General features: G+C 47.2%; 25 protein-coding genes. 10 read left to right on the top strand and 15 right to left on the bottom strand.

The genetic code is table 11. The features are described from left to right. Positions 1-9 precede the first annotated feature (9 nt). Both OIR97_RS12015 and OIR97_RS12010 read left to right on the top strand, forming a co-directional pair. Complete coding sequence (locus tag OIR97_RS12015) at positions 10-1044, top strand: NADP-dependent oxidoreductase (RefSeq protein ID WP_181017953.1); 1035 nt, start codon at positions 10-12, stop codon at positions 1042-1044. 41 nt (positions 1045-1085) lie between these two features. Beyond that, positions 1086-3164, top strand: coding sequence for a 3-hydroxyacyl-CoA dehydrogenase NAD-binding domain-containing protein (locus OIR97_RS12010; RefSeq protein WP_169545951.1), 2079 nt, complete (start codon positions 1086-1088; stop codon positions 3162-3164). A gap of 51 nt (positions 3165-3215) precedes the next feature. On the opposite strand, the gene OIR97_RS12005 is transcribed toward OIR97_RS12010, so the two are convergent. Together OIR97_RS12005 and OIR97_RS12000 are read right to left on the bottom strand one after the other, a co-directional pair. Next, a complete protein-coding gene (locus OIR97_RS12005; protein WP_169545950.1) occupies positions 3216-4679 on the bottom strand; it encodes a DHA2 family efflux MFS transporter permease subunit in 1464 nt (487 codons plus the stop codon). Further along, a complete protein-coding gene (locus OIR97_RS12000; RefSeq protein ID WP_169545949.1) occupies positions 4676-5803 on the bottom strand; it encodes a CaiB/BaiF CoA transferase family protein in 1128 nt (375 codons plus the stop codon). The genes OIR97_RS12005 and OIR97_RS12000 overlap by 4 nt, the downstream gene beginning before the upstream one ends. Positions 5804-6012: 209 nt before the next feature. Between OIR97_RS12000 and OIR97_RS11995 the strand changes: the two genes are divergently transcribed. Beyond that, on the top strand, positions 6013-7134 hold the full coding sequence (locus tag OIR97_RS11995; RefSeq protein ID WP_169545948.1) for a substrate-binding domain-containing protein: 1122 nt from the start codon (positions 6013-6015) through the stop codon (positions 7132-7134). Then, positions 7112-9724 (top strand): ATP-binding protein, encoded by a 2613-nt coding sequence (locus OIR97_RS11990; protein WP_169545947.1) that lies wholly within the window; start codon positions 7112-7114, stop codon positions 9722-9724. Before OIR97_RS11995 ends, OIR97_RS11990 begins: the two co-directional genes overlap by 23 nt. A 25-nt stretch (positions 9725-9749) precedes the next feature. Here the strand turns inward: OIR97_RS11990 and OIR97_RS11985 are convergent, their stop codons facing one another. Both OIR97_RS11985 and OIR97_RS11980 read right to left on the bottom strand, forming a co-directional pair. Next, positions 9750-12011: a xanthine dehydrogenase family protein molybdopterin-binding subunit gene (locus OIR97_RS11985; RefSeq protein WP_169545946.1), complete on the bottom strand. Its 2262-nt coding sequence runs from the start codon at positions 12009-12011 to the stop codon at positions 9750-9752. Positions 12012-12014: 3 nt separating this feature from the next. Further along, positions 12015-12473, bottom strand: coding sequence for a (2Fe-2S)-binding protein (locus tag OIR97_RS11980; protein ID WP_169545945.1), 459 nt, complete (start codon positions 12471-12473; stop codon positions 12015-12017). A 149-nt stretch (positions 12474-12622) separates the two neighbouring features. On the opposite strand from OIR97_RS11980, the gene OIR97_RS11975 reads away from it, so the two are divergent. Further along, entirely contained in the window at positions 12623-13297 is a 675-nt protein-coding gene (locus tag OIR97_RS11975; protein ID WP_169545944.1) for a TetR/AcrR family transcriptional regulator, read from the top strand. Positions 13298-13431: 134 nt separating this feature from the next. Continuing rightward, positions 13432-14232, top strand: coding sequence for a methyl-accepting chemotaxis protein (locus tag OIR97_RS11970; protein WP_267177719.1), 801 nt, complete (start codon positions 13432-13434; stop codon positions 14230-14232). A 55-nt stretch (positions 14233-14287) separates the two neighbouring features. Here OIR97_RS11970 and recQ read toward each other — a convergent pair whose 3' ends face one another. The 7 genes from recQ to OIR97_RS11935 form a co-directional block, all read right to left on the bottom strand. Then, positions 14288-16078, bottom strand: coding sequence for a DNA helicase RecQ (gene recQ / locus OIR97_RS11965; protein ID WP_169545943.1), 1791 nt, complete (start codon positions 16076-16078; stop codon positions 14288-14290). 49 nt (positions 16079-16127) lie between these two features. After that, a complete protein-coding gene (locus tag OIR97_RS11960) occupies positions 16128-16394 on the bottom strand; it encodes a transposase (protein ID WP_169545942.1) in 267 nt (88 codons plus the stop codon). 75 nt (positions 16395-16469) lie between these two features. Then, positions 16470-16796 carry a RebB family R body protein gene (locus tag OIR97_RS11955; RefSeq protein WP_169545941.1) on the bottom strand — a complete coding sequence of 109 codons (327 nt, stop codon included), beginning with the start codon at positions 16794-16796 and terminating at the stop codon, positions 16470-16472. Between the two features lie 54 nt (positions 16797-16850). After that, entirely contained in the window at positions 16851-17168 is a 318-nt protein-coding gene (locus tag OIR97_RS11950; protein WP_169545940.1) for a RebB family R body protein, read from the bottom strand. Between the two features lie 115 nt (positions 17169-17283). Beyond that, on the bottom strand, positions 17284-17640 hold the full coding sequence (locus tag OIR97_RS11945) for a RebB family R body protein (RefSeq protein WP_169545939.1): 357 nt from the start codon (positions 17638-17640) through the stop codon (positions 17284-17286). 44 nt (positions 17641-17684) lie between these two features. Further along, a complete protein-coding gene (locus OIR97_RS11940) occupies positions 17685-18005 on the bottom strand; it encodes a RebB family R body protein (protein ID WP_169545938.1) in 321 nt (106 codons plus the stop codon). 51 nt (positions 18006-18056) lie between these two features. Next, complete coding sequence (locus OIR97_RS11935; RefSeq protein WP_169545937.1) at positions 18057-18404, bottom strand: RebB family R body protein; 348 nt, start codon at positions 18402-18404, stop codon at positions 18057-18059. 213 nt (positions 18405-18617) lie between these two features. Here OIR97_RS11935 and map point away from each other — a divergent pair, with 213 nt between their 5' ends. After that, on the top strand, positions 18618-19355 hold the full coding sequence (gene map / locus OIR97_RS11930; RefSeq protein WP_169545936.1) for a type I methionyl aminopeptidase: 738 nt from the start codon (positions 18618-18620) through the stop codon (positions 19353-19355). A 6-nt stretch (positions 19356-19361) separates the two neighbouring features. Here the strand turns inward: map and OIR97_RS11925 are convergent, their stop codons facing one another. Beyond that, positions 19362-19820 carry a RebB family R body protein gene (locus tag OIR97_RS11925; protein ID WP_219821758.1) on the bottom strand — a complete coding sequence of 153 codons (459 nt, stop codon included), beginning with the start codon at positions 19818-19820 and terminating at the stop codon, positions 19362-19364. Positions 19821-19880: 60 nt separating this feature from the next. Further along, a complete protein-coding gene (locus tag OIR97_RS11920; protein WP_169545935.1) occupies positions 19881-20282 on the bottom strand; it encodes a RebB family R body protein in 402 nt (133 codons plus the stop codon). A 265-nt stretch (positions 20283-20547) separates the two neighbouring features. On the opposite strand from OIR97_RS11920, the gene OIR97_RS11915 reads away from it, so the two are divergent. Continuing rightward, the gene (locus OIR97_RS11915) at positions 20548-21258 is read left to right on the top strand and encodes an RNA polymerase sigma factor (RefSeq protein ID WP_169545934.1); all 711 of its coding nucleotides are present in this window, start codon (positions 20548-20550) and stop codon (positions 21256-21258) included. On the opposite strand, the gene OIR97_RS11910 is transcribed toward OIR97_RS11915, so the two are convergent. Further along, positions 21240-21668 carry a hypothetical protein gene (locus OIR97_RS11910; protein ID WP_169545933.1) on the bottom strand — a complete coding sequence of 143 codons (429 nt, stop codon included), beginning with the start codon at positions 21666-21668 and terminating at the stop codon, positions 21240-21242. The genes OIR97_RS11915 and OIR97_RS11910 overlap by 19 nt on opposite strands. Before the next feature lie 90 nt (positions 21669-21758). Continuing rightward, the gene (locus OIR97_RS11905; protein WP_169545932.1) at positions 21759-23087 is read right to left on the bottom strand and encodes a DEAD/DEAH box helicase; all 1329 of its coding nucleotides are present in this window, start codon (positions 23085-23087) and stop codon (positions 21759-21761) included. A gap of 500 nt (positions 23088-23587) precedes the next feature. Between OIR97_RS11905 and OIR97_RS11900 the strand changes: the two genes are divergently transcribed. Together OIR97_RS11900 and OIR97_RS11895 are read left to right on the top strand one after the other, a co-directional pair. Continuing rightward, positions 23588-25147 (top strand): SulP family inorganic anion transporter, encoded by a 1560-nt coding sequence (locus OIR97_RS11900; protein WP_343052846.1) that lies wholly within the window; start codon positions 23588-23590, stop codon positions 25145-25147. Positions 25148-25245: 98 nt separating this feature from the next. Then, complete coding sequence (locus OIR97_RS11895) at positions 25246-26070, top strand: mechanosensitive ion channel family protein (protein ID WP_219821757.1); 825 nt, start codon at positions 25246-25248, stop codon at positions 26068-26070. The last annotated feature ends 14 nt before the right edge of the window (positions 26071-26084 follow it).

The following is a 26084-nucleotide window of genomic DNA, read 5'->3' as shown; positions in this document are numbered from 1 at the left end:
GGAAAAAAAATGTCTGAAATGAACAAGCAATGGTTACTGAAATCCCGCCCCGTTGGAGAACCCACTCCCGAGAATTTCGAGTTGGCTGAAACCCCTGTTCCAGAACCGGGAGAGGGCGAGTTTTTGATGAAAACCATTTATATGTCACTTGACCCGTATATGCGTGGCAGAATGGATGCAGGGAAAAGTTATTCTGCCCGTGCTGAGCTGGGAGACGTTATGCTGGGCAGCGGCGTTGCTGTGGTTACCAAATCCAACAATAGCGGGTTTAAAGAAGGCGACTATGTTATGGGCATGACCAAATGGCAGGCTTATAGCGTGTCAGATGGTACCGGCATCATGAAACTGGACCCATCGCTTGCGCCCATTTCAACCGCAGTTGGTGTCCTTGGTATGCCAAGTTTGACAGCCTATTTCGGCTTGTTGGACATTGGCCAGCCAAAAGAAGGGGAAACTGTTGTTGTTGCGGCCGCTTCGGGCGCTGTTGGCAGTGTGGTTGGACAGATTGCAAAAATCAAAGGGTGCCGCGCTGTCGGGATCGCAGGTTCCAAAGAAAAATGTGATTATGTGGAACAGGAACTTGGCTTTGATATCTGCCTCAATTACAAAGACGCTGACTTTGCAGACAAGCTGAAGGAAGCCTGCCCGGACGGCATCGACATATATTATGAAAATGTTGGCGGCATGGTTTTTGAAACAGTTTTGCCGTTGCTCAATGACTTTGCCCGTATTCCACTTTGTGGACGGATTGCCAATTACAACATGACCGGTCATCCTGAAGGCCCTGACATGCTGCCGGCTTTCATGGGCCAAATGCTTGTTAAGCGGATGACATTGCGGGGGTTCATTATTTCGGATCATTATCATAAGTTACCGGAATTCCTGCGCGAGATGGGCGGCTGGGTGAGCTCTGGTCAGGTGAAATATCGGGAAGATATCGTGAAAGGTATCGAAAATGCTCCAGAAGCTTTCATCGGTCTGTTGAAGGGGGCAAACTTCGGTAAACTGCTTGTTCAGGTTTCAGAAGATCCCACACGAAAATAAAAACCGTTTCAGTCGAGAGACGAAGAAAGGAATAAGAAAAAATGACTGCGATTACAGATAAGGTAAATTATCACGCAGAAGGAAATGTTGGTGTTATTACGATCAACAACCCACCCGTAAATGCATTAAGTGTTGGTGTGCGTGCCGGCATACAAGGCGGGATTGAGGCTGCCAATAAGGACGACAGTGTTAGTTCCGTCGTGATTGTATGTGATGGCCGCACCTTTATTGCTGGCGCTGACATCACCGAATTTGGCAAGCCACCACAAGAGCCAAGCCTGCATCAGGTCATCGGTTCAATTGAGATGTCCAACAAACCTGTTGTTGCTGCAATTCACGGGACAGCACTGGGCGGAGGACTGGAAACAGCCCTTGGCTGCCATTACAGAGTGGCCTCACCAAAAGCACAGGTTGGCCTTCCTGAGGTAAAACTGGGTATTCTTCCTGGAGCGGGTGGTACCCAGCGGCTCCCAAGGGTGGTCGGCATTCCGATGGCATTGGAAATGATTACTTCGGGGAACCCGATTAAAGCAGACAAAGCCTTGGAAGTCGGTCTTGTTGACGAGATTGCGGATGGTGATTTGAAATCAACAGCCATTGCCTTTGCCGAAAAAGTAGTCGCAGAAGGGCGTCCGCTGATCAAGATCAGTGATCGTGACGAAAAACTACAGGCAGCAAAAGACAATCCGGGTATCTTTGACGACTTCCGCAAGTCAATCGCTCGTAAAGCGCGGAATTTTGAAGCGCCAGAGAATTGCATCAAAGCGGTTCAGGCATCCACGGAGCTTCCTTTCCCAGAAGGTCTTAAACGCGAACGCGAATTGTTCATCGAGTTGATGGAAGGGGAGCAGTCTATCAGTCAGCGCTATTTCTTCTTTGCTGAACGTCAGGCTGCAAAAATTCCAGATGTTCCAAAGGACACTCCGCTGATTGATATCAACAAAGTTGGGATCATTGGTGCAGGAACCATGGGCGGCGGGATCGCAATGAACTTCCTGCAGGCAGGAATTCCTGTAACGATTGTTGAAACAACGCAGGAGGCTTTGGACAAAGGTGTCGCACTGATTGAAAAGAATTATGCGGCAACTGTTTCCAAGGGGCGGATGTCTCGGGAAGCAATGGACAAATGTATGTCTTTACTGAGCCCGACGACTGAACTTGAAGATGTTAAAGATGTCGATATCGTCATCGAGGCAATCTTCGAGAATATGGATGTTAAAAAAGAACTGTTCGCAAAACTGGACGGTATCTGTAAAGACGGTGCCATTTTGGCGACCAACACATCGACACTGGATGTTGAAGAAATTGGAGATGTGACTGAACGTCCTGAATATGTGATCGGGTTACATTTCTTCAGCCCTGCCAATGTTATGAAGCTGCTTGAAGAAGTGCGGACGACAAAAACCAGTAAATCGGTTATGGCAACATGTATGGCGTTGGCAAAAAGGATTGGCAAAGTTCCTGCCATGGTTGGTGTCTGTGAAGGATTTGTTGGAAACCGTATTTTGCACCGCCGTAGCGAGCAGGCAACCCAACTGATCATGGAAGGGGCACTCCCTCAGGATGTGGATCGGGTCCTGTTTGACTTTGGTATGCCAATGGGTCCATTTGCCATGTCCGATTTAGCCGGAAATGATGTGGGATGGCGTATCCGTCAGGGGAAAGGCGAAACCAGCCCGATTGCTGATGCAATCTGCGAGTTGGGACGGTTTGGCCAAAAAACGGGTTCGGGCTATTACCTTTATAAAGAAGGTAGCCGGACACCAACACCGGATCCTGTTGTCGAAGAAATTATCCTTAAAGCGTCTGCCGATGCAGGCATTGAACGTCGGGAAATTTCGGATCAGGAAATTCTGGAACGGTGCATCTATCCAATGATCAATGAAGGGGCGAAAATCCTTGAAGAAGGAATTGCGACCCGTGCAAGCGATATTGATGTGATTTGGGTATATGGTTACGGTTGGCCTGTTTATCGCGGCGGCCCTATGCGCTATGCCGAAGCGGTTGGACTGGAAACTGTCTATAACAGCCTTGTCGCCTATCAAGAAAAATTCGGTGATTATTTCAAGCCGGCAGCGTTGTTGGAGCGGCTTGTAAAAGAAGGAAAATCCTTCAGTTGATTTTTGACTGAGATTGCAAATAAAACCCTGTCAGCAATGGCAGGGTTTTTTTTATTCGCCCACCCTTCTTGTGTGATAGGCGATATACAGGGTGGGAATGATCGCAAGGCAGAAAACCAATCCAGTAAACAGAAAACTGTCTTGAAACGTCAATGTCATAATCTGAATTTGAGAGTCATCAGCCAGAACATCGCGGCCCATTTCTTTTAATTCCGTAGTATGCTGGGCCATTCTGTTGGTGATCAGCAAGGCCGTCAGATTGATCCCTAAAGTACCGCCGAGCATTCGGATGAAGTTAAAAGCACTGGAGGCCTGTGTAACATGGCTTGGTGGGACACTGGAGAGCGAAAAAGTACTGTTGGTGGGCATGATAGCCCCTAAGGCAACCCGACTTACCAACGACCAGCCAGCAAGCGCAAGATAGCCGGTGTCACGGGTTGAGAAACTCAGGATGATCATTGAGATGATGAAAACAATCTGTCCGACGACAATCAGCTTATAGGCTGGAAGTTTGTCGACAAGCCGTCCAACAATTGGAAAAATAATAACAAGAGCAACACCAGCCGGAAAAAGGACAAGCCCGGCATCTGTCGCGTTCATGCGTTGGACAGACCGTGCAAATAACGGCAGGGCATAGACACTGGAAAATAGGCCGGCGCTGGTAAAGGCACCAATCATAGCAGTGCTCACAACAATCAGGCTTTTAAACAAGTCCAGTTGGACAAGCGGCTGGCTGCTGCGGAGTTCACGTCTAAAAAAGAGAATAAAGGCGATCAGGGATACGCAGAGGTTTGGAAAAACTGTCACATGAGAAAAGCTGTGGAACTGACTATTGGATAGTCCCGACAGCAGACCGCCCACGCCGAGCATTATCAGAAAGAAGCTGACAAAGTTAAATTGACCCACGTCTTCCTTTTTTGAGCGGTCAGGCAGAAAAATAAAACCGAGGATGACCGACAGAATAGAGAGAGGCAGCGCAACAAGAAAAGTTGTATGCCAATCCAGAGCATCCGTGACGATCCCACCGATCAACGGACCAAGAGCGGGCCCAAGGACGACCCCCATACCAAACCAACCCATCGCACGGCCTCTTACCTCTGGTGGGAAGAGGATAAAAACCAGGGCCATCGAAAGAGGTTGGATAATACCGGCGCCCGCGCCTTGAAGGATGCGGGCAGCAACAAGGGTTTCAAAATTCGGGGAGAGCCAACCCATAAAACTGCCAACGATGAAAAGGCTGGATGCAATCATAAAGGTTAAGCGGGCACCCAGGGTGCGCATGAACCATGAGGTGGTCAACATCGCTACGCTGGACGCACACAAGAAACCTGTTGCCATCCATTGTACGGAACCCTGGGTGATGTCAAAGGCAGACATGATGTCCGTGAGCGCCACTGTGATCATCGTTGACGAAAAAATCGTTGTGAGCAGCCCGATGACAACGGCAAACCCGGCCAGCCATTTGTAAGAGGTCCCATACTTTTCTTGCAAAATGGCGTGGCGGTTATTAATCATTTGTCTGCGAATTCGTTGCGCAAAGTATCGTTATGTTGGCCAAGGGCAGGGATTTCAGAAAACTGATCTGTTTCACCCGCAAACTTTACGGGAGAAGAGACCAGGTTGACGGGGCCCGACGGCGATTGCACGGTTGTTCGCTCCAATTGCGGGTGGGCACTTAAATCAGCAACAGTGTTCAGAGAGCCAAAGGCAATTCTTGCTTCTTTCAGTCTTTTGACGGCTTCGGGCCGATCCATGGTTTGGAAAATGGCGTGGATTTCCGCATGCAGTGATTTGCGGTTCGTTACCCGTTCAATATTGTTATGAAATCTGGGATCATCCGCCATGGTCGGGTTTCGTAGGACCTTTTCACATAAATTATGCCATTCGGTCTGATTTTGGATTGAGATGACGACTTTTCCGCCATCGCCGGTTTCAAAGGCTTCGTATGGGGCTATTGAAGGGTGACTAAGACCCCCTCTACCGGGTGCTTTTTTTCCATACTCCTGATGTAAAAGAGGGACCGTCATCCAATCCGCCATTCCCGCGAACAAAGTGGATTTTATCGACTTGCCCTCGCCGGTAATCGTTCGTTCATACAGGGCTTGAAGCACGCCCACCAAACCATGCATTCCCGCAGCAATATCACAAACTGAAACACCGACCCTCCCGGGCTCTTGCGGGGAGCCTGTTACTTCTGCAAGGCCGGTCTCTGACTGGACCAGCATGTCATATGCTTTCATGTCTGCAAAAGGGCCCTCGTCTCCATAGCCTGAAATATCCACCGTAATCAGGCGTTTGTTGGCGGAGCGTAAGGCCTCGCTGTTTAATCCAAAGCGATTGACAACGCCGGGTGCCAGATTTTGAATAAAAACATCTGCTTTGGCGATCATCCGTTTCAGCAACGCAAGGTCAGTGTCATTTTTTATGTCTAACTGAATGGATTCTTTTCCGCGGTTCAGCCAGACAAAATACGCGCTTTCACCGTTGACAACGTCATCGTAGCGTCTTGCAAAATCACCCTCAGGGCGTTCAATTTTTATGACGCGTGCGCCACCGTCGGCCAAACGCGAAGAAAGGTAGGGGGCTGCGACAGCCTGTTCAAGAGAAACAACAAGGATACCGTCAAGTGGGCCGTTCATTGGGAATTCTTCTTAGCAAAATCTGTTTTTATACGAACAGAAGGTGAGAGAGGTAGTTTTAGAAAATATGCCTGAAAAACGAGATTTTTCAAAGTATCATTACTGCATCTGTAAACGAAGTTTATACCTTTTAATTATATTTTTATAAAAACGGACATTTTTTCGATAATTTTGTATAATATGTCTTGGTGATGAGGAAGGGTACATAAATGTATTTACTGAATAAAGTCACGTTGTCGATGGTGTTAGCCATGGTAGTTTGTCTTTCTTTCTTTAAATACACCTCCGCAGAAACCCGGTTTGCGGACTATTGGACTGTCGAAGAATATCAGACGCTTTATCCCTCTGAGAAAGAGAAAAGTGCTGCCTTTATTGAACGGGTTCGACAGGGTGTAGTCAATCGGGGGAAAAAAATTACAACCCCCATAAAAATTGGTGTTATTTATCCCGGCCTTCAAGCATCTGATTATTGGCGCCGAAGTGTCCTTTCTATGAAGGCGCGACTGGATGAATTGTTCTCCAATGTAGAAATTATCTCACAATTCACATCACCAGACACGGCGATAGCAGAGCAGGCCCGGCAATTGGGGACTTTCTTATCGAACGATGTCGATTATCTGGTTTTTACATTAAATGCATCACGCCATAAAAAGCTGATCAGAAGCGTCCTGTCGCAAAACAAGACAAAACTGATTTTACAGAATATTACAACACCGCTTAAATCTTTCGGCGAACAACAGCCGTTTCAATATGTTGGGTTTGATCATGCGTCAGGAACAGAAATTCTGGCGCAGGAATATTTGCGGAGAACCAATTTTCAGGCAAACTACGCAATTCTTTTTGGGCCGCGCGGATATGTGAACGATATGAGGGGCGGAACATTTCTGTTGGAAATGCAGCAGCATAGCCGGATGGTTCTTGCGGATTCATATTATGTTGGTTTTGACCGATTGAAAGCACATAGAGCAACATTGGATATTTTGGATAATAATCCGGAAATCGATTTTATTTTCAGTAGTTCCACAGACATTGCCCTTGGGGTAATTGACGGGTTGAAGGAGAGGAACAAGCTTGGTCAGGTTATGACCAATGGATGGGGTGGGGGAGATAGTGAGCTTGAGGCCATTAATCGAGGTGACCTGGATTTCACGGTCATGCGGATGAATGATGATAATGGTGTCGCAATGGCAGAGGCTGTCTATCTGGATCAAATTGGAAAGAATAAAAGGATCCCGCTTGTTTTTTCAGGAGATATCATTCTTGTTGAAAAAGGCATGTCAAAAGAGCAGATTGTGGAATTGAAAAAACGTGCCTTTAGATACTCAAACTAAAAAAATGCCAAAACGGGAATACCGGCTGTCTTTTATAATGGCGGTGGGGCTTTTCCTGATTATGCTTGCCCTGACGCTCGGGGTTCTTGGTTTAACGTATCAAAGTTCTCTCATTCTTTTGGACCAGAAACGGGAATATCAGAAAAATCTCGGGAAGGTTGTAAGTGACCTTGTCTTCGATGCGCAACTAACGGGTGTCCAGAATATTGTCAATTTAACAGCTGAGGATGCGATCTTTCAAAGAAGCAGAGATCGTGCCGATCAGAATGCCATTGTGCCATATCTTCGCGGTGTCTTTTATGGGCAAAAAGAAACAGATCTAGGATTTCTCGCGTTACTGTCATCTGACAATCAGGTCCAAGTGTCATTTTATAATGAATTATTTCCGATAGAAGAAATAATTTCAAAAATTGAAAATAGGCGAGGGAACGAACGAAGATGGGCCTGGGTGTCACAAGTGGCCAGTGGCACCGATCCGATCGTTCTTGTATATTTCAAACGCGAAGTTCTGGATAATCTTACAGGACGGGTTGCCGGGCATTTGGTCGGCGGCTTCTTTATAAATAGTGATCAGGAACTTATTCAATCCATAAGGAATCAGGTGGGTTCAGATTTTTCTGCGGTTGTGTTTCGCGGTGCCATCTTAACGCATTCAGGTGAACTGCCTGACGATATCGGAAGACACCTGACGCAAAGCGGTGTCGATTTAACTGAGCATGGTCCGGACGTCCATTATCTTTTTGGATCGCAGGTACTGACGGAGAAAATATCAGACTCTCAATTTCATATTCTTCACGGATACGAGATTTCTGACGAGGCAAGTGTTGATCAATTCTACTTGATATCGGTTGGGGTCGCGGTCGTTGTCATATTGGCATTATCGATTGTGATCGCTACGTTGGCAAGAAAGCTTTTTTTGAAGCCAATCGGGGATCTTGTTGTTTATGCACGCCGGGCTGAACGACAGGAAAGTAAACCGCAACTGCTGCAATCCCCAATTAAGGATTTTAATATCGTCGGGCAGAATTTGGCAAATGTAATTACCGCGTTTCAAGAAAGTGAAAAGCGGTTTCAGGATTTCGTATCTGTGTCGTCGGATTCTGTATGGGAAACGGATGCGGAAAACCGATATGTCTATGTGTCCAGAGAGGCCAATTCCAGCCAGAATATGGATCTGAATAATATCGTTGGGAAAAAACGCTGGGAAATACAGGGTGTTGATCAAGAGTATAGTGATTGGGATGATCATCGACAGACTTTGGCCAGGCAAATGCCCTTCCGAAACTATGTGTTCCGCCGGATTGATCCAAACGGAAGTATTAAATACTGGTCAGCCAGTGGAAAACCCAGATACGATCAAGACGGAACCTTTATCGGTTATCGCGGAACTTCTAGAGATATCACTAGTGAAGTAGAGGCTCAGAAGGAAGCAGATAAAATTCAGGATCAGCTGCGGCAGTCGCAAAAGCTTGAAATTGTTGGACAATTAACGGGCGGTGTTGCTCATGATTTCAATAATTTATTGTCTGTTGTTCTGGGTAATCTTGAACTGATTGAGGAAACCAAGCTTTTAGAGGGCGAATTTGCGAAGAATTTGGCGGATGCGATTAAAGGAGCCGAACGCGGCGCCTTGCTGACCCATCAGCTTCTGGCTTATTCGCGACAACAAACATTGAACCCAGTCGTCGTCGAAGCCGGGTCCGTTATACTTGAAATGCGCAGTTTGTTAGAGCGGGCACTAGGTGAGCTGGTGCACGTGAAAACAAATTTGAGGAATGACTGCAACGTTCTGATTGATCCTGCCGAACTCGAAAATGCTCTTTTGAACCTTGCCGTGAATGCGCGGGACGCGATGCCAAATGGCGGCGAATTGCTAATCGAATGCTTCACAACATCTTTAGATGAAGAATATACTGACAATATACCGGAGCTTAAGGCGGGTGAATATGTCTGTATCGTCGTCAGTGACACAGGTGAGGGGATTGCTGAAGACATTAAGGAAAAAATCCTGGAGCCTTTCTTCACCACCAAAGAGGTCGGGAAGGGAAGTGGGCTTGGATTAAGTATGGTTTTTGGATTTGTAAAACAGTCAGGCGGCCACATTACTGTTTATAGTGAAGTTGGAAAAGGAACCTCAATCCAACTTTATCTTCCGCGTGTTCAAATGGGTAAACAGAACAAAAAAGATGCTAAAGAGCAGCTTTTGCACGAAGGTCACGGTGAGGTGGTACTAATTGTGGAAGATAATCCTGATGTACTGAACCTTGTCTCAAAGCAGATAGGCTCTATTGGATATGATCATCTGGAATGTTCTGATAGTGGTGCGGCCATCGAAATATTGAAAACCCAATCGGTTGATCTTCTTCTCTCTGACGTAATCCTGCCGAACGGATTAAATGGTTTAGAGCTGATTTTAGCCGCAAAAGAAATCCGGCCTGATCTACCGGCTGTCTTGATGTCAGGTTTTACCGGAAATGCTATTTCATCTAAAGAGAAACTGCCGGATGGTATCGAGATATTATATAAGCCGTTCACCAAGATCAGGTTGTCAGAAGCATTGCATAAAGCCCTTCACGTCAACAAGCGATAAGCCGTTTGACGTGAAGGTTTAATACTCAGACAGAAAAACCTGATTTAGTGATCGGCAGTTCCCGTATTCTGGTTTTCGATGCATTGAAAATTGCGTTTGTAAGGGCAGGCGCGATAGGTGGTGTCCCCGGCTCTCCGATCCCCCCCAATGGACGACCAGAGGGCGCGAGATGAACTTCAATATCCGGACAATGAGCCAGCTGCATCATTTCGTAATCTGGAAAGTTACTCTGCTCGACGCGCCCATCTTTAAGGGTAATCTCGCCAAATAAAGCGGCTGTCAGGCCAAATATTATAGCACTTTCCATTTGAGCGGCGACAGTATCAGGATTAACAACTTCACCGCAGTCAACAACACAATAAACCTTGTCAATCTTGATCGTCTGATCGTCAAGCATTGTTATTTCAACGACCTGCCCGACGATTGTGCCGAAGGATTCATGAAGGGCGACGCCGCGTCCCCGGTTTTCTCCAAGGGGTTTTTGCCATCCACTGACCTGTTTCAGCTTTTTCAGGACATCTGAATAATCGGGATGGTTTCCAAGATGGGATAACCGAAAATCAATGGGATCCTGTTTAGCAGCAACGGCCATTTCGTCCATAAAGCTCTCAGTGAAAAAACCATTGTAGGAATGGCCAACACTTCGCCAGAAGCCAACGGGAACGGGGATCTGGGTCGGAAAATGTTCGACAAGCATATGCGGGAATTGATAGGCAATATCAGCTGCCCCTTCGGCTGTTGTGTTGTCAGGCATATCCGCCCCGGCCCAAGGTAGAAGCCTTTCGGTAAAGGAGCGTGCAACAGAAGGGCTTGCCAACCGGGTATGCCAGCCATTAATGGTTCCACCATTGTTCAGTGTTGCCTTGAAGTCGGCCATTGCAGCAGGACGATACATGTCGTGCTGGATGTCGTTTTCACGGGTCCAGACGAGTTTTACAGGACGTCCGGGCAGTTCTTTGGCAATCGTAACGGCCATAACGACATAATCAATTTCAATGCGACGTCCAAAACCACCCCCCAAAAATGTTGAATTCACTTTGACATTTTCGGCGGGCACATCTGCAACTTTCTCAGCAAACCAGGCGGCGAGTGTTGGGGATTGGTTCGGTGCCCATATCTCAACAGAATTATCATCCACCCGCGCCGTACAATTCATTGGCTCCATGCAGGCATGCGCAAGAAAAGGTGCTTTATAGCGCGCGGAAACAACGTTTGAATTCGAACCGATTTCAGCAAGAACATCGCCGCTTTCGGCGTATGAACGTCCGTCAGAACTGTTTAGTCCTTTTTCATACGCATCAAAGACCATTTGCGTGGATAGGGCCCGGTGTTCACCGTCGTTAAATTCAACAGGCAATGCCTCGACCGCTTTTTTTGCGCGCCAGAAACTGTCTGCAATGACTGCAACGCCCGTTTCAAATTTTACGGCCTTGATGAAGCCGGGCATGGATTTTATAGCTTCAGGGTCCCAAGATGCAACAGTTCCGCCAAAAACAGGAGAAAGCTTCACCGCACTATAGGCCATTTCCGGAAGCTCAATATCCACGCCAAAAAGGGCGCTGCCATCTACCTTCCCGGGAATGTCCAACCGTTTTTGAGACGTGCCAATAACCCGGCGATTGCCTTTGTTTTTTAGCGGGATATTCGACGGTAGAGGCTGCTTTGCCGCAAATTCAACAATGTCTGCATAGGGGGCTGATTTTCCGGAAGCGGCATGGCGAATGGTTCCCGATTTTGCTTCGCACTCTTTTGCAGAAACGCCCCACTTGCTGGCGGCACCTGCGATCAGCATTTCGCGCGCAGTCGCACCAGCCTGTTGCATCGGCTGCCATGAATTCCGAACACTTGTGCTGCCACCAGTCGCTTGCAAGCCAAGCATTTCGCCCACATTCTTCATCCCCCAAGCACCGATAGTGGCTTCGCCCTTATGATGGGCATCTGAAAAGGGAAGGCTGTCCATCAGCGCGACGACATTGGCGTAAACCGGATCAATTGGTGCGGGTTCGGCTGTGATTTGATCTAGCGATACTTCCAGTTCCTCAGCGACTAGCATTGCAAGGGCCGTAAAGATGCCTTGGCCCATTTCAGCCTGCGGTATTGCAATGGTAATTTGACCCTCTTTGTCAATTTTTACATAGGCGTTCAGGGCAAATTCGCCTTGGCCGGTCGTCGCTTTTAGCGCGGCATTTGCGGGTTTTTCATCCCGCAGCCCGTATCCGATTGCGATCCCGCCACCGACCAGAGCGCCAGCAATAAGAAACTTTCTACGTGTCAGCAATTTTGCCATGATTTATGATCCCGACTGTTGTTTGGCCGCAGCATGAATAGCTTTTCGGATACGTGGATAGGTGCCGCATCGGCATATATTTGTCACCGCGTCATCGATATCTTCGTCACTTGGCTCCGGGTTGTCGCGTAGCAAAGCGGTTACCGCCATGACCATGCCTGACTGGCAATACCCGCATTGTGGGACCTGTTCGTCAATCCAGGCTTGCTGAACGGCCGTGACGGTACCGTCAGAAATGCCTTCAATTGTTGTAATCTCGGATCCTACAGCGGCACTTACCGGATAGGAGCAGGAGCGTACCGGTTCTCCGTCAATATGGACGGTGCAAGCGCCGCAAGCGGCGACACCACAACCAAATTTAGTGCCAGTAAGTTTAACTGTATCCCGAATAACCCATAACAGGGGGGTGTCGGCCTCGACATCCACATTCTGAATGGTTCCATTGATTGAGAGAGTCAGCATATTTTGTCCAATATCAATTTAAATGACCGCTGGTCATAATATGATAATATCTGCTATCTTTTGTCAAGTATTGCAGGGTAATCGTGATTATGTATTTATTTCCTTGGCATTTCAGGAGATAGTGCCGTGAAAAATTCAAGGTATTGAGTATGGGTGACATGTCTGTCAAAAGGGCGACTAACGAACGCCAAAAGGAAGCAAGGCGGGACGCGATTTTGCACGCGGCTCGATCTTTGTTTATGGAAGCGGGTTTCTTCGATGTTAGTATGGCAACGATTGCCAAACGGTCGGGATTGGCCAAGGGAACAGTCTATCTTTACTTCAAAACCAAGGAAGAGATCTTTCTAGCGTTGTCGACAGAAGAAATAACTGTCTGGCTGGACCGGGTGGATGTCTCATTGACAGAACGCCAGTCGGACATGTCGATTGACCGTTTTGTGTCGGTGATCCTCGAGACGCTTGACGACAGGCAAGTAATGCTCCGTCTCATTACGCTGCTTCATTTGGTGCTTGAAAAAAATATTTCATATGAGGAAGCTTTTGCTTTCAAGATGTATTTAAAAGCCAGATCAGAGCAAACCGCCCAACTGATCGAGCGGGCCTTACCATTTTTGATGGCGGGGCAGGGGCTTGAAGTTTTGTCTACCCTGCACTGCCTTGTCGTTGGATTGGGGCAGATGTCTGATCCTTCGCCGGTTCTTGCAAAAGTATTGGAACACCCGGAACTGGCCCCGTTTAGAGTTGATCTGAAGCAGAACTTGTTGACGATTTTTTCCCATATTCTGAACGGAATGAAAAGTTCACTCAACGATGCAAAACCATAAAGAGAATTTTTGATTTCGTTATTCTCTATCGTTACGGATTGTTAACCACTCCGACTTACGTTAATCCCTCAAAATAACACGGCGGCCCTCGCTATGCATTCATAGGGTCGTCAGGATCGGAGTGGGGGATCATCGTGAACGATTTTACAGTAAATGAAACATCAGGGGAAAATACTAATAAGGGGGAACTTCTGAATACCGTTAACAATTTGAAGAATGTTGTCGTTAATTCAGAGGGTATTGCCGAGCAGACCCGTACTATCCAACAGTCTGTCGAAATGGTGCGCACCTCGATTGGGCAGGTCCGCGAGAACCGGAATGAAGCCAAGAAAAGCGCTGAAGATGCGCAAGGCTCAGCTGCGCGCAGCCGTCAGATCGTTAATCAAACTGCTCAGAATATGGAAGAAATCGCCTCTGCCGTTGGACGAGCCACGGATAGCATTGGTGCACTTACAGAAGCATCCAAGCAAATAGCGGGTATGGTTCAGTCAATTGAAGATATTGCGTCGCAAACCAACTTGCTGGCTCTAAACGCAACGATTGAAGCGGCGCGTGCGGGTGAAGCAGGCAAAGGCTTTGCCGTTGTTGCGGGAGAAGTGAAAAGCCTTTCAACGCAGACAGCAAAAGCGACAGATGATATCCGCCAGCGGATTAACCGATTAACTGAAGAAATCGGTGTGATTATCGCGTCAATGGATAGTGGGACGAGTGCCGTGGAAAAAGGCCGGGAAACCATGCAGGAAACGGTAAGTTCAATGGATGAGTTGATCGAATATATTGGGCGGACGGCCAATTCGCTGGTTACAAATAACTCGATCAGTGATCAGCAAAATGAAGAGATCAGTTCTATTCTTGATGGATTGTCTTCGATTGAGAGTGAAAATAGTAACAGCCGGAAAACGGTGGAAGCAGCCCTGTCAAAACTGGCCAGTTAATCGTTTCCACCCAGACTATTGAAAAAAACGTTTCCGTTGTTTGGGAAACGTTTTTTTATTCGCTGTTCAGAAGTTCCAAAAAAACAGGTCCGTATTTTTCCTTTTTTACCGCGCCGACCCCGGCAAGCTCGCCAAATTCGGTTAGGTTTGCCGGTTTGTTGGTTGTAATTTCAATCAGTGTTCGATCATGAAAGATAACGTATGGCGGGATATTCTGACTTTTTGCAAGATCCAGCCTGAGGGCTTTGAGGCGATGAAAAAGGGCGGTGTCTGCGTCGGTTGATAACGTAATTTCGGATTTAACTTTCTGCTTTTTACGGTTCCGGCTAAATTTCCGCACCGAGAAGACTTCCTGTCCCTTTAGAAGGGCTCTACATTTCTCATTAAGAGAGAGACTGCCATATCCTTCTGTATCTGCAGAAATATAAGCCAAAGAGAGCAATTGCCGAATTAGGGTTTGCCATTCTGGGCGGGTATAAAAGGTTCCTTTGCCATATACAGGCAGGTTGTCATGGTTGGCCCGTTTGATTTTGTCAGTATCTGCACCCATTAAAACATCAATGATATGGCCGCTTCCAAATATCTGCCCGGTTCGATAGATGCATGATAACGCCATTTGGGCGGCTTCAGTGCCATCCTGAATTTCCGGGGGCGATAGGCAGTTGTCGCAATTTCCGCAATCTTCCTCAAGCGTTTCGCCGAAATAGTCCAGCAGAATCCGTCGCCGACAATCCAGCGTTTCACAATAATAAAGAAGTGAGGAGAATTTTTGTTGCTCAATCTTCTGTTGTTCGGGCGTTGAGTTTCCGCCTAACAGCTGTTGAATTTTAATAATGTCCTGATGACCAAATGCAAGCCACGCCGTCGCAGCCAATCCATCCCTGCCTGCCCGGCCCGTTTCCTGATAATAGGCTTCAAGATTTTTGGGCAGATCAAGATGCGCTACATAGCGGACATCCGGCTTATCAATCCCCATGCCAAAGGCAACTGTTGCGACAACGATGATCCCTTCTTCTTTAATGAAGCGTTCCTGGTTTTTCGCCCGCACTTCGTTGGAGAGGCCCGCATGATAGGGGAGAGCCCGAAAGCCTTTTTCTTGCAGTTTGGCTGCGACGGTCTCGACTTTCTTGCGCGACAGGCAATATATGATCCCGGCATCGTCTGGATGATTGTTCTGGATGAAGTCCAGAAATTGCGAGAAACCGTTCTTTTTTTCAATCAGGTGGTACTGAATGTTCGGCCGGTCAAAACCAGATTTGTAAACGGTTCCGTAGTGCAGATTTAATCGTTCAATGATGTCTTTTTGTGTCGGGCTGTCTGCGGTCGCTGTCAGTGCTAGTCTGGGAACGTTTGGAAAACGGTCGTGCAACACGGACAGCCTAAGATATTCTGGTCTGAAATCGTGACCCCACTGGGAAACACAATGGGCCTCATCAATAGCAAAAAGGGCAATGTTCAAACTTTCCAGAAAGTCTAGAAATCCGTTGGCGAAAAGCCTTTCAGGCGCAATGTAAAGGAGTTTCAATTCGCCGTTTGTCAGGGCATTCAGAACTGCACGTTGTTCTTGCATGGCATGAGACGAGTTCAATGCTGCCGCCGCAACACCCAATTGTTTAAGGGCTTCCACCTGATTTTGCATAAGTGCAATAAGGGGAGAGATAACAATCGTTACACCGTCCATACATAAGGCTGGAATTTGATAGCACAGGGATTTACCACCCCCTGTCGGCATTAAAACCAAGGCATCCCGTCGGGCGAGGGCGTGCTCGATTACGGCTTCTTGCTGGCCGCGAAATTCTGGATAACCAAAAACGGATTGCAATATCTGGGTAGGTTTACTCGACATACCCCCTTTATAGAGGGGGTCTGAAAGAAGGCAATGTTTTTAGGCTGCCTTAAAGTGTCTGTTGCAATTTTTCTTTAAGAGCGTGAATTTCAAGCGCGGCATCGGCGAGAAGATTTTTCAGGCGGTTATTTTCGTCCGTGATCCGGGCCAGCTTTTTTAACTCCGTGTTATCAGAGGCCAAAGCTTTCTTTTTCCAGCGATACAGCGTGGCCTTCGAGATGCCAAATTGCTCTGCCGCCACATCAATTGGCAAGCCATCCTCTATTTGTTGAAGAATTTCGTAAATTTCTGTCAGGGAGTGATGCTTTCGTTCCATGAGCCAGGTGTTCCGCGGTTACAAATTACTATTCAAGAGCCAAACCGGCATCGTTTCAGATGCGTTGCCCGGCGCTTATTTACTCATTTCGCTCACGACGGCCTGCAGGGCAGCAAGATTGTCCGTCACGGCGCTACCAGAGATTAGATCCTGTGATGCTTTTGCCGCCGCCATAGGGTCTGTTGTCAACAATTGACGGGATGCAGCCAGCGTAATAGCGTTATGAATGGAATAACTATGTTGCTGCTGTGCAATGACATTTTGTAAGGCCAGACCGATACTATGTGCCATCTGCTGATAGAGCATTCCAACTGCTTCAGCGGGGGCTTCGCCGACAACTTTCATACTTGTTTGGGAAATAGCATCTGTAACTTGGCTGTTTACATAATTTTCTTCTGTCATTCCCTTACTCCTGTTGCCGGATACTGAAGGAGAGCGCGTCTCTTAAAGAGTGGTTCAGCTCTTTGTCGCTGATTTGGTTTCAACAGGCGGAGCCTGAACGATAATGGGCTGCACGATTGTTTTTGGTTGCGCATTTTGCAGGATCAACTGGATGTTCTGCGACAAGGCCGCCAGATTGACGCTGTTGGCGTTTTGCTGGTTTGACACCGCGTTTTGGGCAGATGTTCCAATTGATTGTGCGATCGTCTGATATAACGTGCCCATAGAGTGAGCCGCAGACATGCCCGTGGCAATCATGTTGGATTGGGTCACAGCATCGGTTATCTGGCTGTTCACCGATTTTACAGAGCCATCACTAGTTTTTGTTGTCATCTTAAGTCCATCCTTGACGATTGATTTCCGAATTACAGTAACGAGACGTCGTTATCGCCCGATTTGTGAGATTCAGAGGGAGGTGGCCATGCGGCCACCTCCGTTGGAGACCGATCTAAGAACCAAATGCTGGTGAGTTCGGGTTAGGTTTGTTGAAAGCTGCCATTACACCTTTCAGGGATGCCATGGATTCGGCAACCGGGCTGCCACTCAGGATTTCCTGTGTTGCCTTGCCTGTTGTTGCCGTATCCAGGGTGTACAGAACCGTTACGGCACCTGTTACAACAGCAGAATCGATAGAGTTCTTATGCTGCTGGTTTGCAACCATGTTCTGCATGGACATACCCGTGCTTTGTGCAAGCATCTGGTAAAGCATGCCCATTGATTCCGCTGGGGCATCACCCAGAACTTTAACATTGGACTGCGTGACCGCATCTGTGACTTGGCTGTTCATCCACGTATTCTCCGCCATGTTGGCACTCCTTTAAATAAATAATCTAAACTTGGTTGCTACCCTTAAAAGCCAGCTGCGGCGGCCTGTAGAGCCGTGATTGATTCTGCAACCGGGTTACCTGACAGAACCTCTGAGGTTGCTTTCGCCGCAGTGGACGCACCAAGGTTATAAAGAACACTTGTGCCCTGGGTTGTGACAGCAAGGTCAATGGTTGCAGCGCCCTGTTGGTTGGCTACCGCGTTTTGCATGCTGGCACCGACGACCTGACCAAAGACCTGGTAGGTATTGGCCATGGAAACCGCAGGGGCCTCGGCAAGGTTGGTAACGTTTGCTTGGGTAATTGAATCCGTGATTTGGCTGTTTACTGGTGTATCGCCGGGCATTCTCGTAACTCCTTAAACTAAAAATTGAAAATCAGGATGACCTGTCGCGGGTTATTCCGATGGCGGTGTTTTGGCAGCCTTCAGTTCACTGAGAAGCGCCTGCAGGGTAGAAAGAACTTCATCATCGGAGTTGCTGACGATGACATTCTTTACAGAACTGGCGTCAGCCGCTCCGTCCAGATTGAACAAAAGGCTGATGCCCTGAGAAACAATGGCAGAATCAATCGTGTTCATATTCTGCTGGTTGGAAACGGCATTTTGCATGGCCACGCCAATCGATTGGGCAAGAACCTGATATGCGGTCGCCATAGATTGTGCGGGAGCCGATCCTAGGACAGTCAGATTACTTTGGCTCACTGCATCAGTAATTTGACTGTTTACGGGTGTATCCTTCGCCATGCCGGTTTCCTTTGTTATTCAGATTAAACTGAATGCGAAATGTTTCTCATTCGACAGCGGAAAGACGGTTATTTTTGAGAAAATGTGAAAGAAATGAGGCATTTTCTTTTTTTTTATGCGAAAAATCGCATTCAGATGTTACGATGATTTTAGAAAATTCTCAAAAATATCAATGTGTTGAATGACATACAAAGAGATGTGGCAAATAATAAAATGATTGCGCGGACAGATCAGGACTTTAAAGGTTTGAAGGAAGTCGGAAGTATAATCCGAATTATTCTGGATGAAATGGAAACACTGGTCCGGCCCGGTGTCAGTACCCTGGAACTTGACCATAAAGTCGGAGAGCTGTTATCCCTGCATGGCGCGCGTTCTGCCCCCAAGCTTGCCTATAATTTTCCCGGTTACAGTTGCATAAGTGTTGCTGATGAAGCGGCTCATGGCATTCCTGGGCCTCGAATTCTGCAAGAAGGGGAATTGGTGAATATTGACGTTTCTGCAGAAAGAAAAGGATATTGGGCAGATTCTGGTAGATCCATCGCCGTTGGGAAAATTGACACCCATTTGCAAAAATTATGTGACACAACCAAGAAGGCCCTGAACGCGGGGATCGGTGCCGCAAAAGCAGGCCAGCCAATTAATGCTATCGGCCGAGCGGTCGAGCAAACGGCGATAAAAGGCGGGTTTGAGATTATTGACGGTCTTGTCGGGCATGGTGTGGGGCGCAATATTCACGAACCCCCGGAAGTTCATAACCGGTTTCAAACCAGTTCCAGAAAATCGCTTCAGGAAGGGTTGGTTATCACAATCGAGCCCTTTTTGACCCCTGGTATTGGTGAATATCGGGAGGGCGAGGATGGTTGGACGCTTCTGACAATCGATGGGGCACCGTCAGCACAATATGAACATACACTGATCATTACCAAAGGTGCCCCGATCATCCTGACTTAGGGACCTTTAACCCCCCATTTTCTTGACGATGCTATCCATCGCAACAGCCGTTGCGGCGATGGCATCAGCTGTAATGCCCGCGATTTCCTGACTTGTTTGCGCAGCAAGGGCCGTCGCTCCTGCATTGGAGACAGCGTTCAAACCTGTCACGGCGGTATTCGTCTGGGAATTCAGCGCCTGTGTGATGGCAGCCGTTTGGGCGTTATAGGATTCCCCAATTGTTGTTTTCTGTGAGCTTAACACAGCCGCTTCAGCGTTTTTAAGCGCTGAAAGTGCGGCTCCGTTTGCGGTGCTCACACTATTCAGCACATTTGCGTTGATTGTCGCATTTTCCAGGGCTAGGCCAGAGGAGTGAGCTGCAAACTGATATAAAAGGCCCATCGCAAAAGAAGGGGATTCTTCTGTGTTTCCGAGGGAAAAAGGCATGGGTTTTGTTTTTGACTTCTTATCGTTGTCATCGGACATAATACTAATTTCCAGTCGTTAAATGGAATAAGAAAAATTATTCAGGCTTTGATCGCCCGGTTAAGCTTCTTCCGTTGTCCCTGTGTTTTTATCCGGGTCTTCTTTTGCTGCAGGAGCCGCGGCGCCGGTCGCAATTGTCATCAGTTCCTGCCAGTATTTCAGGCGGTCATTGATGGTGATATTATCAACGTTGCGGGTCAGTCCTTCCCACAACATGGTGCCTGTTCCTGCGGCAACCGCCGCTGCCCCCATTATGTTAAGATGCTGCTGGCAGGCCACCAGATTTTGTGCGCCAACCCCGTTCGCGTGGGCCATGGCAATTTGAATGCCGGCCATTGCCGTTGGTGCTGCACTGCCTAATACAATCTGGTTTAGAGCAATAACAGATTCTGTAACTTCATTTGTTCGTATAGAAGAAAAGTTTCTATTCAGATCAATATTTGATGTATTTGACTCAACCATTATTTATACGCCTCAAAATAAAAAATATTTATTGGCATTTTTTACTTAATCAATGGAAAAAATACACGGGTATTTTATAGAACGTGTTCTTTTTATTTATAAGTTACTTATCTTTATTCGCAAATAATTTATGAGTGTAAATAAATGTAAAAAAACACTTTAAAAGTGCATTTCACAACTTAAGTCTACTAAACGAAACTTATACGCATCTTTAAAGAAAGTTGTTCAACTTTAAGGATATAATTTTGTTGAGGAGATCCTAGTTGTGTCCTGTAATCTCGGTCAATCTGCTTCAGTCAATCCTTCCAAGAGCCACTCTCAATCATCGGTTCGAAAATTCGGTACGTTTGAAGGCGAAAATATAAACTTGCCAGGGGCTGCGATACCTGCGGTTGCCTTGGTTGTGGAAATCCAAACCGGGTTGGACGCAGGATCAAATGTTGAAGACGGCCCCTGTTTCTGGACGGCTTGGAACAATCACCGTGAATATCTAAGGCGCCTTAGTCTGATCTGGATGAATGTCAGTGCATCGGACGCTGAGGATGCCCTTAGTGTCGCAACATTGAGAGCATTTGAGAAATATAAGGAGAATGCGGCTCAGATTACGAACGAAAGGGCGTGGTTCGCAAGGCTTTTACATAATATCTGTATCGACATCCATCGCGCCAACAAAAGAAGATCGCGGCTGGGCGATAAAATAAAAGAGATTGTCGAAATCGATACCAGTACTGTTGAAAATGTGGAACTGACACCCGAGGCTGAATTGTTAAATTCAGAGCTGGGACGATGCCTTGTCGGTGCGATTAAGGAGTTACCGGAAAAACTGAAGGTTCCTTTGGTCATGCGACTGGTCAAAGGTGAAGAATATGATGATATTGCCGCAGCCCTTAATATTTCTAATGACAATGCCCGTAAACGGGTGCAGCAGGCCCGTTCAATTCTCCGCCAAAATCTGGGTTATTTAAGGGACAAGTAATTGTCTTTGTTTTTGTGATAGGTCAGTGCCTGATACAGGAAATTCCGAATTGTTTCCTTTGGAAAGGCTGCCTTTTCAGAAAACAGGATCCCCCGGTTTTTATCAAATTCCTGTTCCACATGGTCTTGTCGAAAGCGTGCGATAAGATCTGTTTGGCAATGAACAAAAATACCATATTGTGATTTTTTTGGTAGCCATTGCAGGCGAATGGGCGTTCCCGTTCTAGGTCGCTTCGTTTCGTAACTGGGATAGCCCCATTTTAGTGTTTCAAAAATTTCCCCGATTTCGTCCGAGCTATTCGAAAGCTCAAAAATCGTATGTCTGATGGACAAAAGCTGGTGGCGTACATTCTGCGGGTAAGATTGATAAAGCGCCGCGATTTCTAAATTTTCGATTTGGTGTTGAGGCATAAAAAAAGTCATCCTGACGTCGAAAAGACAGGATGACTTTATTGGACAGAAGCGTCAATGGTATTTCATAAATGCTTCTGAAACTAATGCTTAACTGGCGCGTTTAAGTTTCGCACGCCGAGCATCTGCTCTTCCAGGAGCTCCATTCGGTTTTCCACCGGTCCGTTTGGCATTCTTAAATCCTGGCTTACCCTTGTTCTTTGAGAAGGCTTTCGGCCCCTTTCCGAACGTTTTTTTGGTAGGTCCTCCTGGACGATGCTTTTTCTTTTTTTGTTCCGGCATTGGGAAGGGATGATCGTTGTCAACTCTGACTTGTTGCTCAATAGCTTTCTCCACATTGCGCAGGAGGTTTCTTTCCCTCTGTTCGCACAATGAAATTGCAATTCCTTTCGCGCCGGCACGACCTGTTCTGCCAACGCGGTGGACGTAATTCTCTGGTTCCATTGGTAGATCGTAGTTGATGACATGGGTAATGCCATTGACATCGATACCGCGTGCTGCAACATCCGTTGCAACCAAAATTGAGAAACGACCATTTTTAAATGCGCGTAATGTACGCTCTCTGGCACGTTGCTGCATGTCACCGTGAATGGCGGAGGCTTTAACCCCTTCCAGTTCAGCTTCAATATCAGCAGCCAGGGCTTCGGTTGTTGCTTTAGTCCGCACGAAAACGATTACCCGCTCTTTCCCTTCCTGGGCAAGAAGGTGCATCAGCAGGTCTTTTTTGTGCTGATAGCTGACCATCAGGACTGAATGGTCAATCGTTCCGGCAACGACGGTTTCGCGTGGCGCTTCAACATAAACCGGATCATTAAGCAGTTCTTTGGATAAATGCTTGATTTGTGGGCTCATGGTGGCCGAGAACATTACGGTTTGATGATTTTCGGGAAGCTTCCCGGCAATTTCTGTGACGTCATCAATAAAGCCCATATCCAGCATTCTGTCGGCTTCATCCAGGATGAAGGTCTGAACATTGTCCAGTTGTACTGTTCCGCGCTTCATATGATCCATAAGACGCCCTGGTGTCGCGACAAGAATGTCCACGCCCCGGCTAAGCTGTTGTAATTGAGGGCCATATGGGGCGCCGCCATAGACAACAGTATGGAATAATTTGATGCCGCGTGTGAAAAGCTGAATGCTTTTTGCAATCTGACCGGCTAACTCACGCGTTGGCGCAAGAATAATGGCTGACGGTTTGTTCGGCTTTGGACGAACGCGTTCGTGAGACAGGTTTTGCAGGAGTGGTAATACAAAGGCCGCTGTCTTTCCGCCGCCTGTCTGAGCAATGCCCATCAGGTCTTTCTTGTCAAGCAGGTGGGGGATTGCTGAACTTTGAATAGGGGTTGGTGTTTCGAAGCCCTGTTTTTCCACGGCACGAAGAAGGGGCCCAACTAAGTTGAGATCCGAAAATACTGTCATCAATTCTGTCCTTTTAACAGACGATGCCTGGCAAAAGCCAAGCATTTTTAAAGCCAAAAAGGCGGGAACCGTGTTTCCCAGCCTGGCCCTGACAGTCTTGAAAAAGGACGATCAAACCAGCAGCGGCTTGAATAATGCCGCGGAAATACTGTTCACTAAACCTGATAATGTGATCGGGCTCTTAAATTTAGAACCGCGAAAAAGACGCCTTATCCAAGCGCACCAGCCGTATGATGGTTTTTAGATGTAAAGTCAAGCAGTCATTTGTGTCGCCCGATCTACTGAAAAAATGCAGTATACCTCCACAATGTAGGGTTTCTGCCGTTTTTAATCAGTTTTGAAGGTGATGTGATTGGAATTATGCGAATTACGCGTGGCTGATATTCATTAAAATACTGGCTAAAAATCTCATATTCCTATAGAACAACGATCTTTATGTTGCAGCGCACATATTTTCTGTGCGCTTTTTTATTGTGTCAGCCGAGGTGAACGACGTGGACGTGAAAACGACAGGATTAAAAGCAGGGGGCGGCGAAACAATTTTTGGCCGAACTAAAACTGAACTTTTGTCTGGTTTGACTGTGGCACTGGCTTTGGTTCCGGAAGCCGTGGCATTCGCCTTCGTAGCGGGTGTTCATCCACTTGTGGGTTTGTATGCTGCCTTTATAGTCGGGTTAATTACAGCCTTGATCGGTGGCCGTCCTGGCATGATTTCCGGTGCAACCGGCGCGTTGGCGGTTGTCATGGTGAGCCTTGTCGCACAGCACGGTGTCGAATATCTGTTTGGTGCGGTTGTATTAATGGGCATTCTTCAGATCCTTGCGGGCATTTTCCGGCTTGGAAAGTTTATCCGTATGGTGCCGCATCCTGTGATGCTTGGTTTTGTGAACGGCCTTGCGATTGTTATTTTTCTTGCTCAGCTTGGTCAATTCAAAGTGGTTGGTGAAGACGGTGCATTGGAATGGTTGTCCGGGACACCCCTTTATACAATGCTGGGTCTCGTTGCCCTTACAATGGCGATCATATTCTTTATGCCTAAACTGACCAAGGCCATTCCGGCACCCCTGATCGGCATTGGCGCGGTTTCCTTTCTTGTTATCGGTTTGAACCTTGACGTGAGTACTGTTGGTGATCTGGCTTCGATTGCCGGTGGTTTACCTGATTTTCACATTCCAATGATCCCGCTGACATTGGAAACACTTTGGATCATTCTGCCATATTCTTTGATCCTGGCGGCAATTGGGCTGATTGAAAGTCTTTTGACCTTGAATCTGGTTGCAGAGATTACGGAAACCCATGGCGGCGCCAGTAAGGAATGTGTGGCCCAGGGTGTTGCCAACACAGTAACCGGTTTTTTTGGTGGCATGGGTGGTTGTGCGATGATTGGTCAAAGTATGATCAATGTGACGTCAGGCGGACGGAAACGGTTATCCGGTATTTCTGCAGCGTTGTTCCTGTTGTGCTTTATTCTATTTGCGTCCCCGCTGATTGAACGCATTCCATTGGCCGCGCTGGTCGGTGTGATGTTCATGGTTGTGATCGGTACGTTTGCCTGGTCCAGTTTCAGAATTATCAATAAAATCCCGTTGTCAGACGCCTTCGTCCTTGTTTTGGTGTCCGCGATTACTGTGGTTAGTGATCTTGCTGTTGCTGTTGTCGCCGGTGTTATCGTGTCTGCCTTGGTCTATGCTTGGGAAAGCGCAAAAAAGATACATGTCCGGACCAGTATCAATAAAGAGGGCAGTAAAGTCTATGAACTGGAAGGGCCATTGTTTTTTGGTTCTGTCGCCAGTTTTCAAGAACTTTTTGATCCGAAAAATGATCCAGACGACGTTATCATCGATTTTAAAAACTCTCGAGTAGTTGATCATTCAGGTTTGCAGTCCATTGACTCGCTTGCTGAAAAATACACAAATGCAGGCAAGAAACTGCATCTTCGCCATTTGAGCAAAGACTGTCAGGCACTTCTCCATAAAGCGCGAAATCTTGTCGAAATATCTGTGTTAGAAGATCCGTATTACGGGGTCGCTGCCGATTACGACAAAAATTATGCAGACTAGATCATCAGTTTTTTCAAAATCTCGTAGACAGTCAAATGAGACGCTGAAAGAATATAAGAGAAGAGATAATTTACGACCAGATAGGGGAGAGGGGTAATATGATGGAAAATCTGAACCTGGAAGAGCTCATGCAAGACGTTCTGGCAATTGTCACGACGTATGGATTGGAAGTCCTGGGTGCGATTGTCATCCTGATCATTGGCAATATCGTATCGAAGAGGGTACCTAAAACCCTTCTGAACGTGTTGACCAAGCGCGGTGTTGACCCGACTGTCATTAATTTTCTGTGCAGCCTTGTTCGGATGTCCATTCTGATCGTGACAATCCTGCTTGTTCTGGCTCAGTTTGGTGTTCAGACAGCAAGTTTGATCGCTGTTTTGGGTGCTGCGGGCCTTGCAATTGGTTTGGCATTGCAGGGTACGCTTTCCAATGTGGCTGGCGGCGTCATGCTCCTGTTCTTTCGTCCATTAAGGGTTGGCGATTATGTTGAAGCCGCGGGCCATGGCGGGACGGTTAAAGCTGTCGGCCTTTTTGTGACAGAGCTCTCCACACCGGACAATGTTCAGATTATCCTGCCCAACGCCAGTGTCTGGGGAAGCGCGATCAAGAACTTCAGTTTCCACGATACACGCCGCGTCGATCTGATCATGGGTATTGCTTATGAGGACGATATGGACAAGGCAATGAGTGTCATGCACGCGATCATCGCTGCCGACGCCCGGAGCATGAAAGATCCTGCGCCGATGATTGCTGTGGCAGAGCTTGCGGATTCATCTGTAAACTTTACAGTGCGTGTCTGGTGTAAAGGGGGCGACTACTGGCCTTTGAAGTTTGATCTGACAAAAGCATTTAAAGAAGGTTTCGACAAAGAGGGAATTACAATTCCTTTCCCTCAACAGGTTGTTCACCGCGTGGATGGCTAACCTTTTTTCTTTTG

The organism is Sneathiella aquimaris, assembly GCF_026409565.1.
In the GTDB taxonomy this organism is placed as follows: Bacteria; Pseudomonadota; Alphaproteobacteria; order Sneathiellales; family Sneathiellaceae; genus Sneathiella; species Sneathiella aquimaris.
The sequence above is the reverse complement of the archived record's forward strand: the minus strand, read 5'-3'. Positions and strand labels throughout refer to the sequence as shown.

Excerpts from the sequence above, each read along its gene's own strand:
- OIR97_RS11945 (WP_169545939.1), bottom strand. The coding sequence starts at position 17,640 with ATGGCGGAGAATACGTGGATGAACAGCCAAGTCACAGATGCGGTCACG.
- recQ (WP_169545943.1), bottom strand. The coding sequence starts at position 16,078 with ATGTCGAGTAAACCTACCCAGATATTGCAATCCGTTTTTGGTTATCCA.
- OIR97_RS11995 (WP_169545948.1), top strand. The coding sequence starts at position 6,013 with ATGTATTTACTGAATAAAGTCACGTTGTCGATGGTGTTAGCCATGGTA.
- OIR97_RS11895 (WP_219821757.1), top strand. The coding sequence starts at position 25,246 with ATGATGGAAAATCTGAACCTGGAAGAGCTCATGCAAGACGTTCTGGCA.
- OIR97_RS12000 (WP_169545949.1), bottom strand. The coding sequence starts at position 5,803 with ATGAACGGCCCACTTGACGGTATCCTTGTTGTTTCTCTTGAACAGGCT.
- OIR97_RS11980 (WP_169545945.1), bottom strand. The coding sequence starts at position 12,473 with ATGCTGACTCTCTCAATCAATGGAACCATTCAGAATGTGGATGTCGAG.
- OIR97_RS11920 (WP_169545935.1), bottom strand. The coding sequence starts at position 20,282 with ATGGTTGAGTCAAATACATCAAATATTGATCTGAATAGAAACTTTTCT.
- OIR97_RS11905 (WP_169545932.1), bottom strand. The coding sequence starts at position 23,087 with ATGACAGTATTTTCGGATCTCAACTTAGTTGGGCCCCTTCTTCGTGCC.
- OIR97_RS11960 (WP_169545942.1), bottom strand. The coding sequence starts at position 16,394 with ATGGAACGAAAGCATCACTCCCTGACAGAAATTTACGAAATTCTTCAA.
- OIR97_RS11935 (WP_169545937.1), bottom strand. The coding sequence starts at position 18,404 with ATGGCGAAGGATACACCCGTAAACAGTCAAATTACTGATGCAGTGAGC.
- OIR97_RS12010 (WP_169545951.1), top strand. The coding sequence starts at position 1,086 with ATGACTGCGATTACAGATAAGGTAAATTATCACGCAGAAGGAAATGTT.
- OIR97_RS11910 (WP_169545933.1), bottom strand. The coding sequence starts at position 21,668 with ATGCCTCAACACCAAATCGAAAATTTAGAAATCGCGGCGCTTTATCAA.
- OIR97_RS11940 (WP_169545938.1), bottom strand. The coding sequence starts at position 18,005 with ATGCCCGGCGATACACCAGTAAACAGCCAAATCACGGATTCAATTACC.
- OIR97_RS11985 (WP_169545946.1), bottom strand. The coding sequence starts at position 12,011 with ATGGCAAAATTGCTGACACGTAGAAAGTTTCTTATTGCTGGCGCTCTG.
- map (WP_169545936.1), top strand. The coding sequence starts at position 18,618 with ATGATTGCGCGGACAGATCAGGACTTTAAAGGTTTGAAGGAAGTCGGA.
- OIR97_RS11950 (WP_169545940.1), bottom strand. The coding sequence starts at position 17,168 with ATGACAACAAAAACTAGTGATGGCTCTGTAAAATCGGTGAACAGCCAG.
- OIR97_RS11955 (WP_169545941.1), bottom strand. The coding sequence starts at position 16,796 with ATGACAGAAGAAAATTATGTAAACAGCCAAGTTACAGATGCTATTTCC.
- OIR97_RS12015 (WP_181017953.1), top strand. The coding sequence starts at position 10 with ATGTCTGAAATGAACAAGCAATGGTTACTGAAATCCCGCCCCGTTGGA.
- OIR97_RS11925 (WP_219821758.1), bottom strand. The coding sequence starts at position 19,820 with ATGTCCGATGACAACGATAAGAAGTCAAAAACAAAACCCATGCCTTTT.
- OIR97_RS11975 (WP_169545944.1), top strand. The coding sequence starts at position 12,623 with ATGGGTGACATGTCTGTCAAAAGGGCGACTAACGAACGCCAAAAGGAA.
- OIR97_RS12005 (WP_169545950.1), bottom strand. The coding sequence starts at position 4,679 with ATGATTAATAACCGCCACGCCATTTTGCAAGAAAAGTATGGGACCTCT.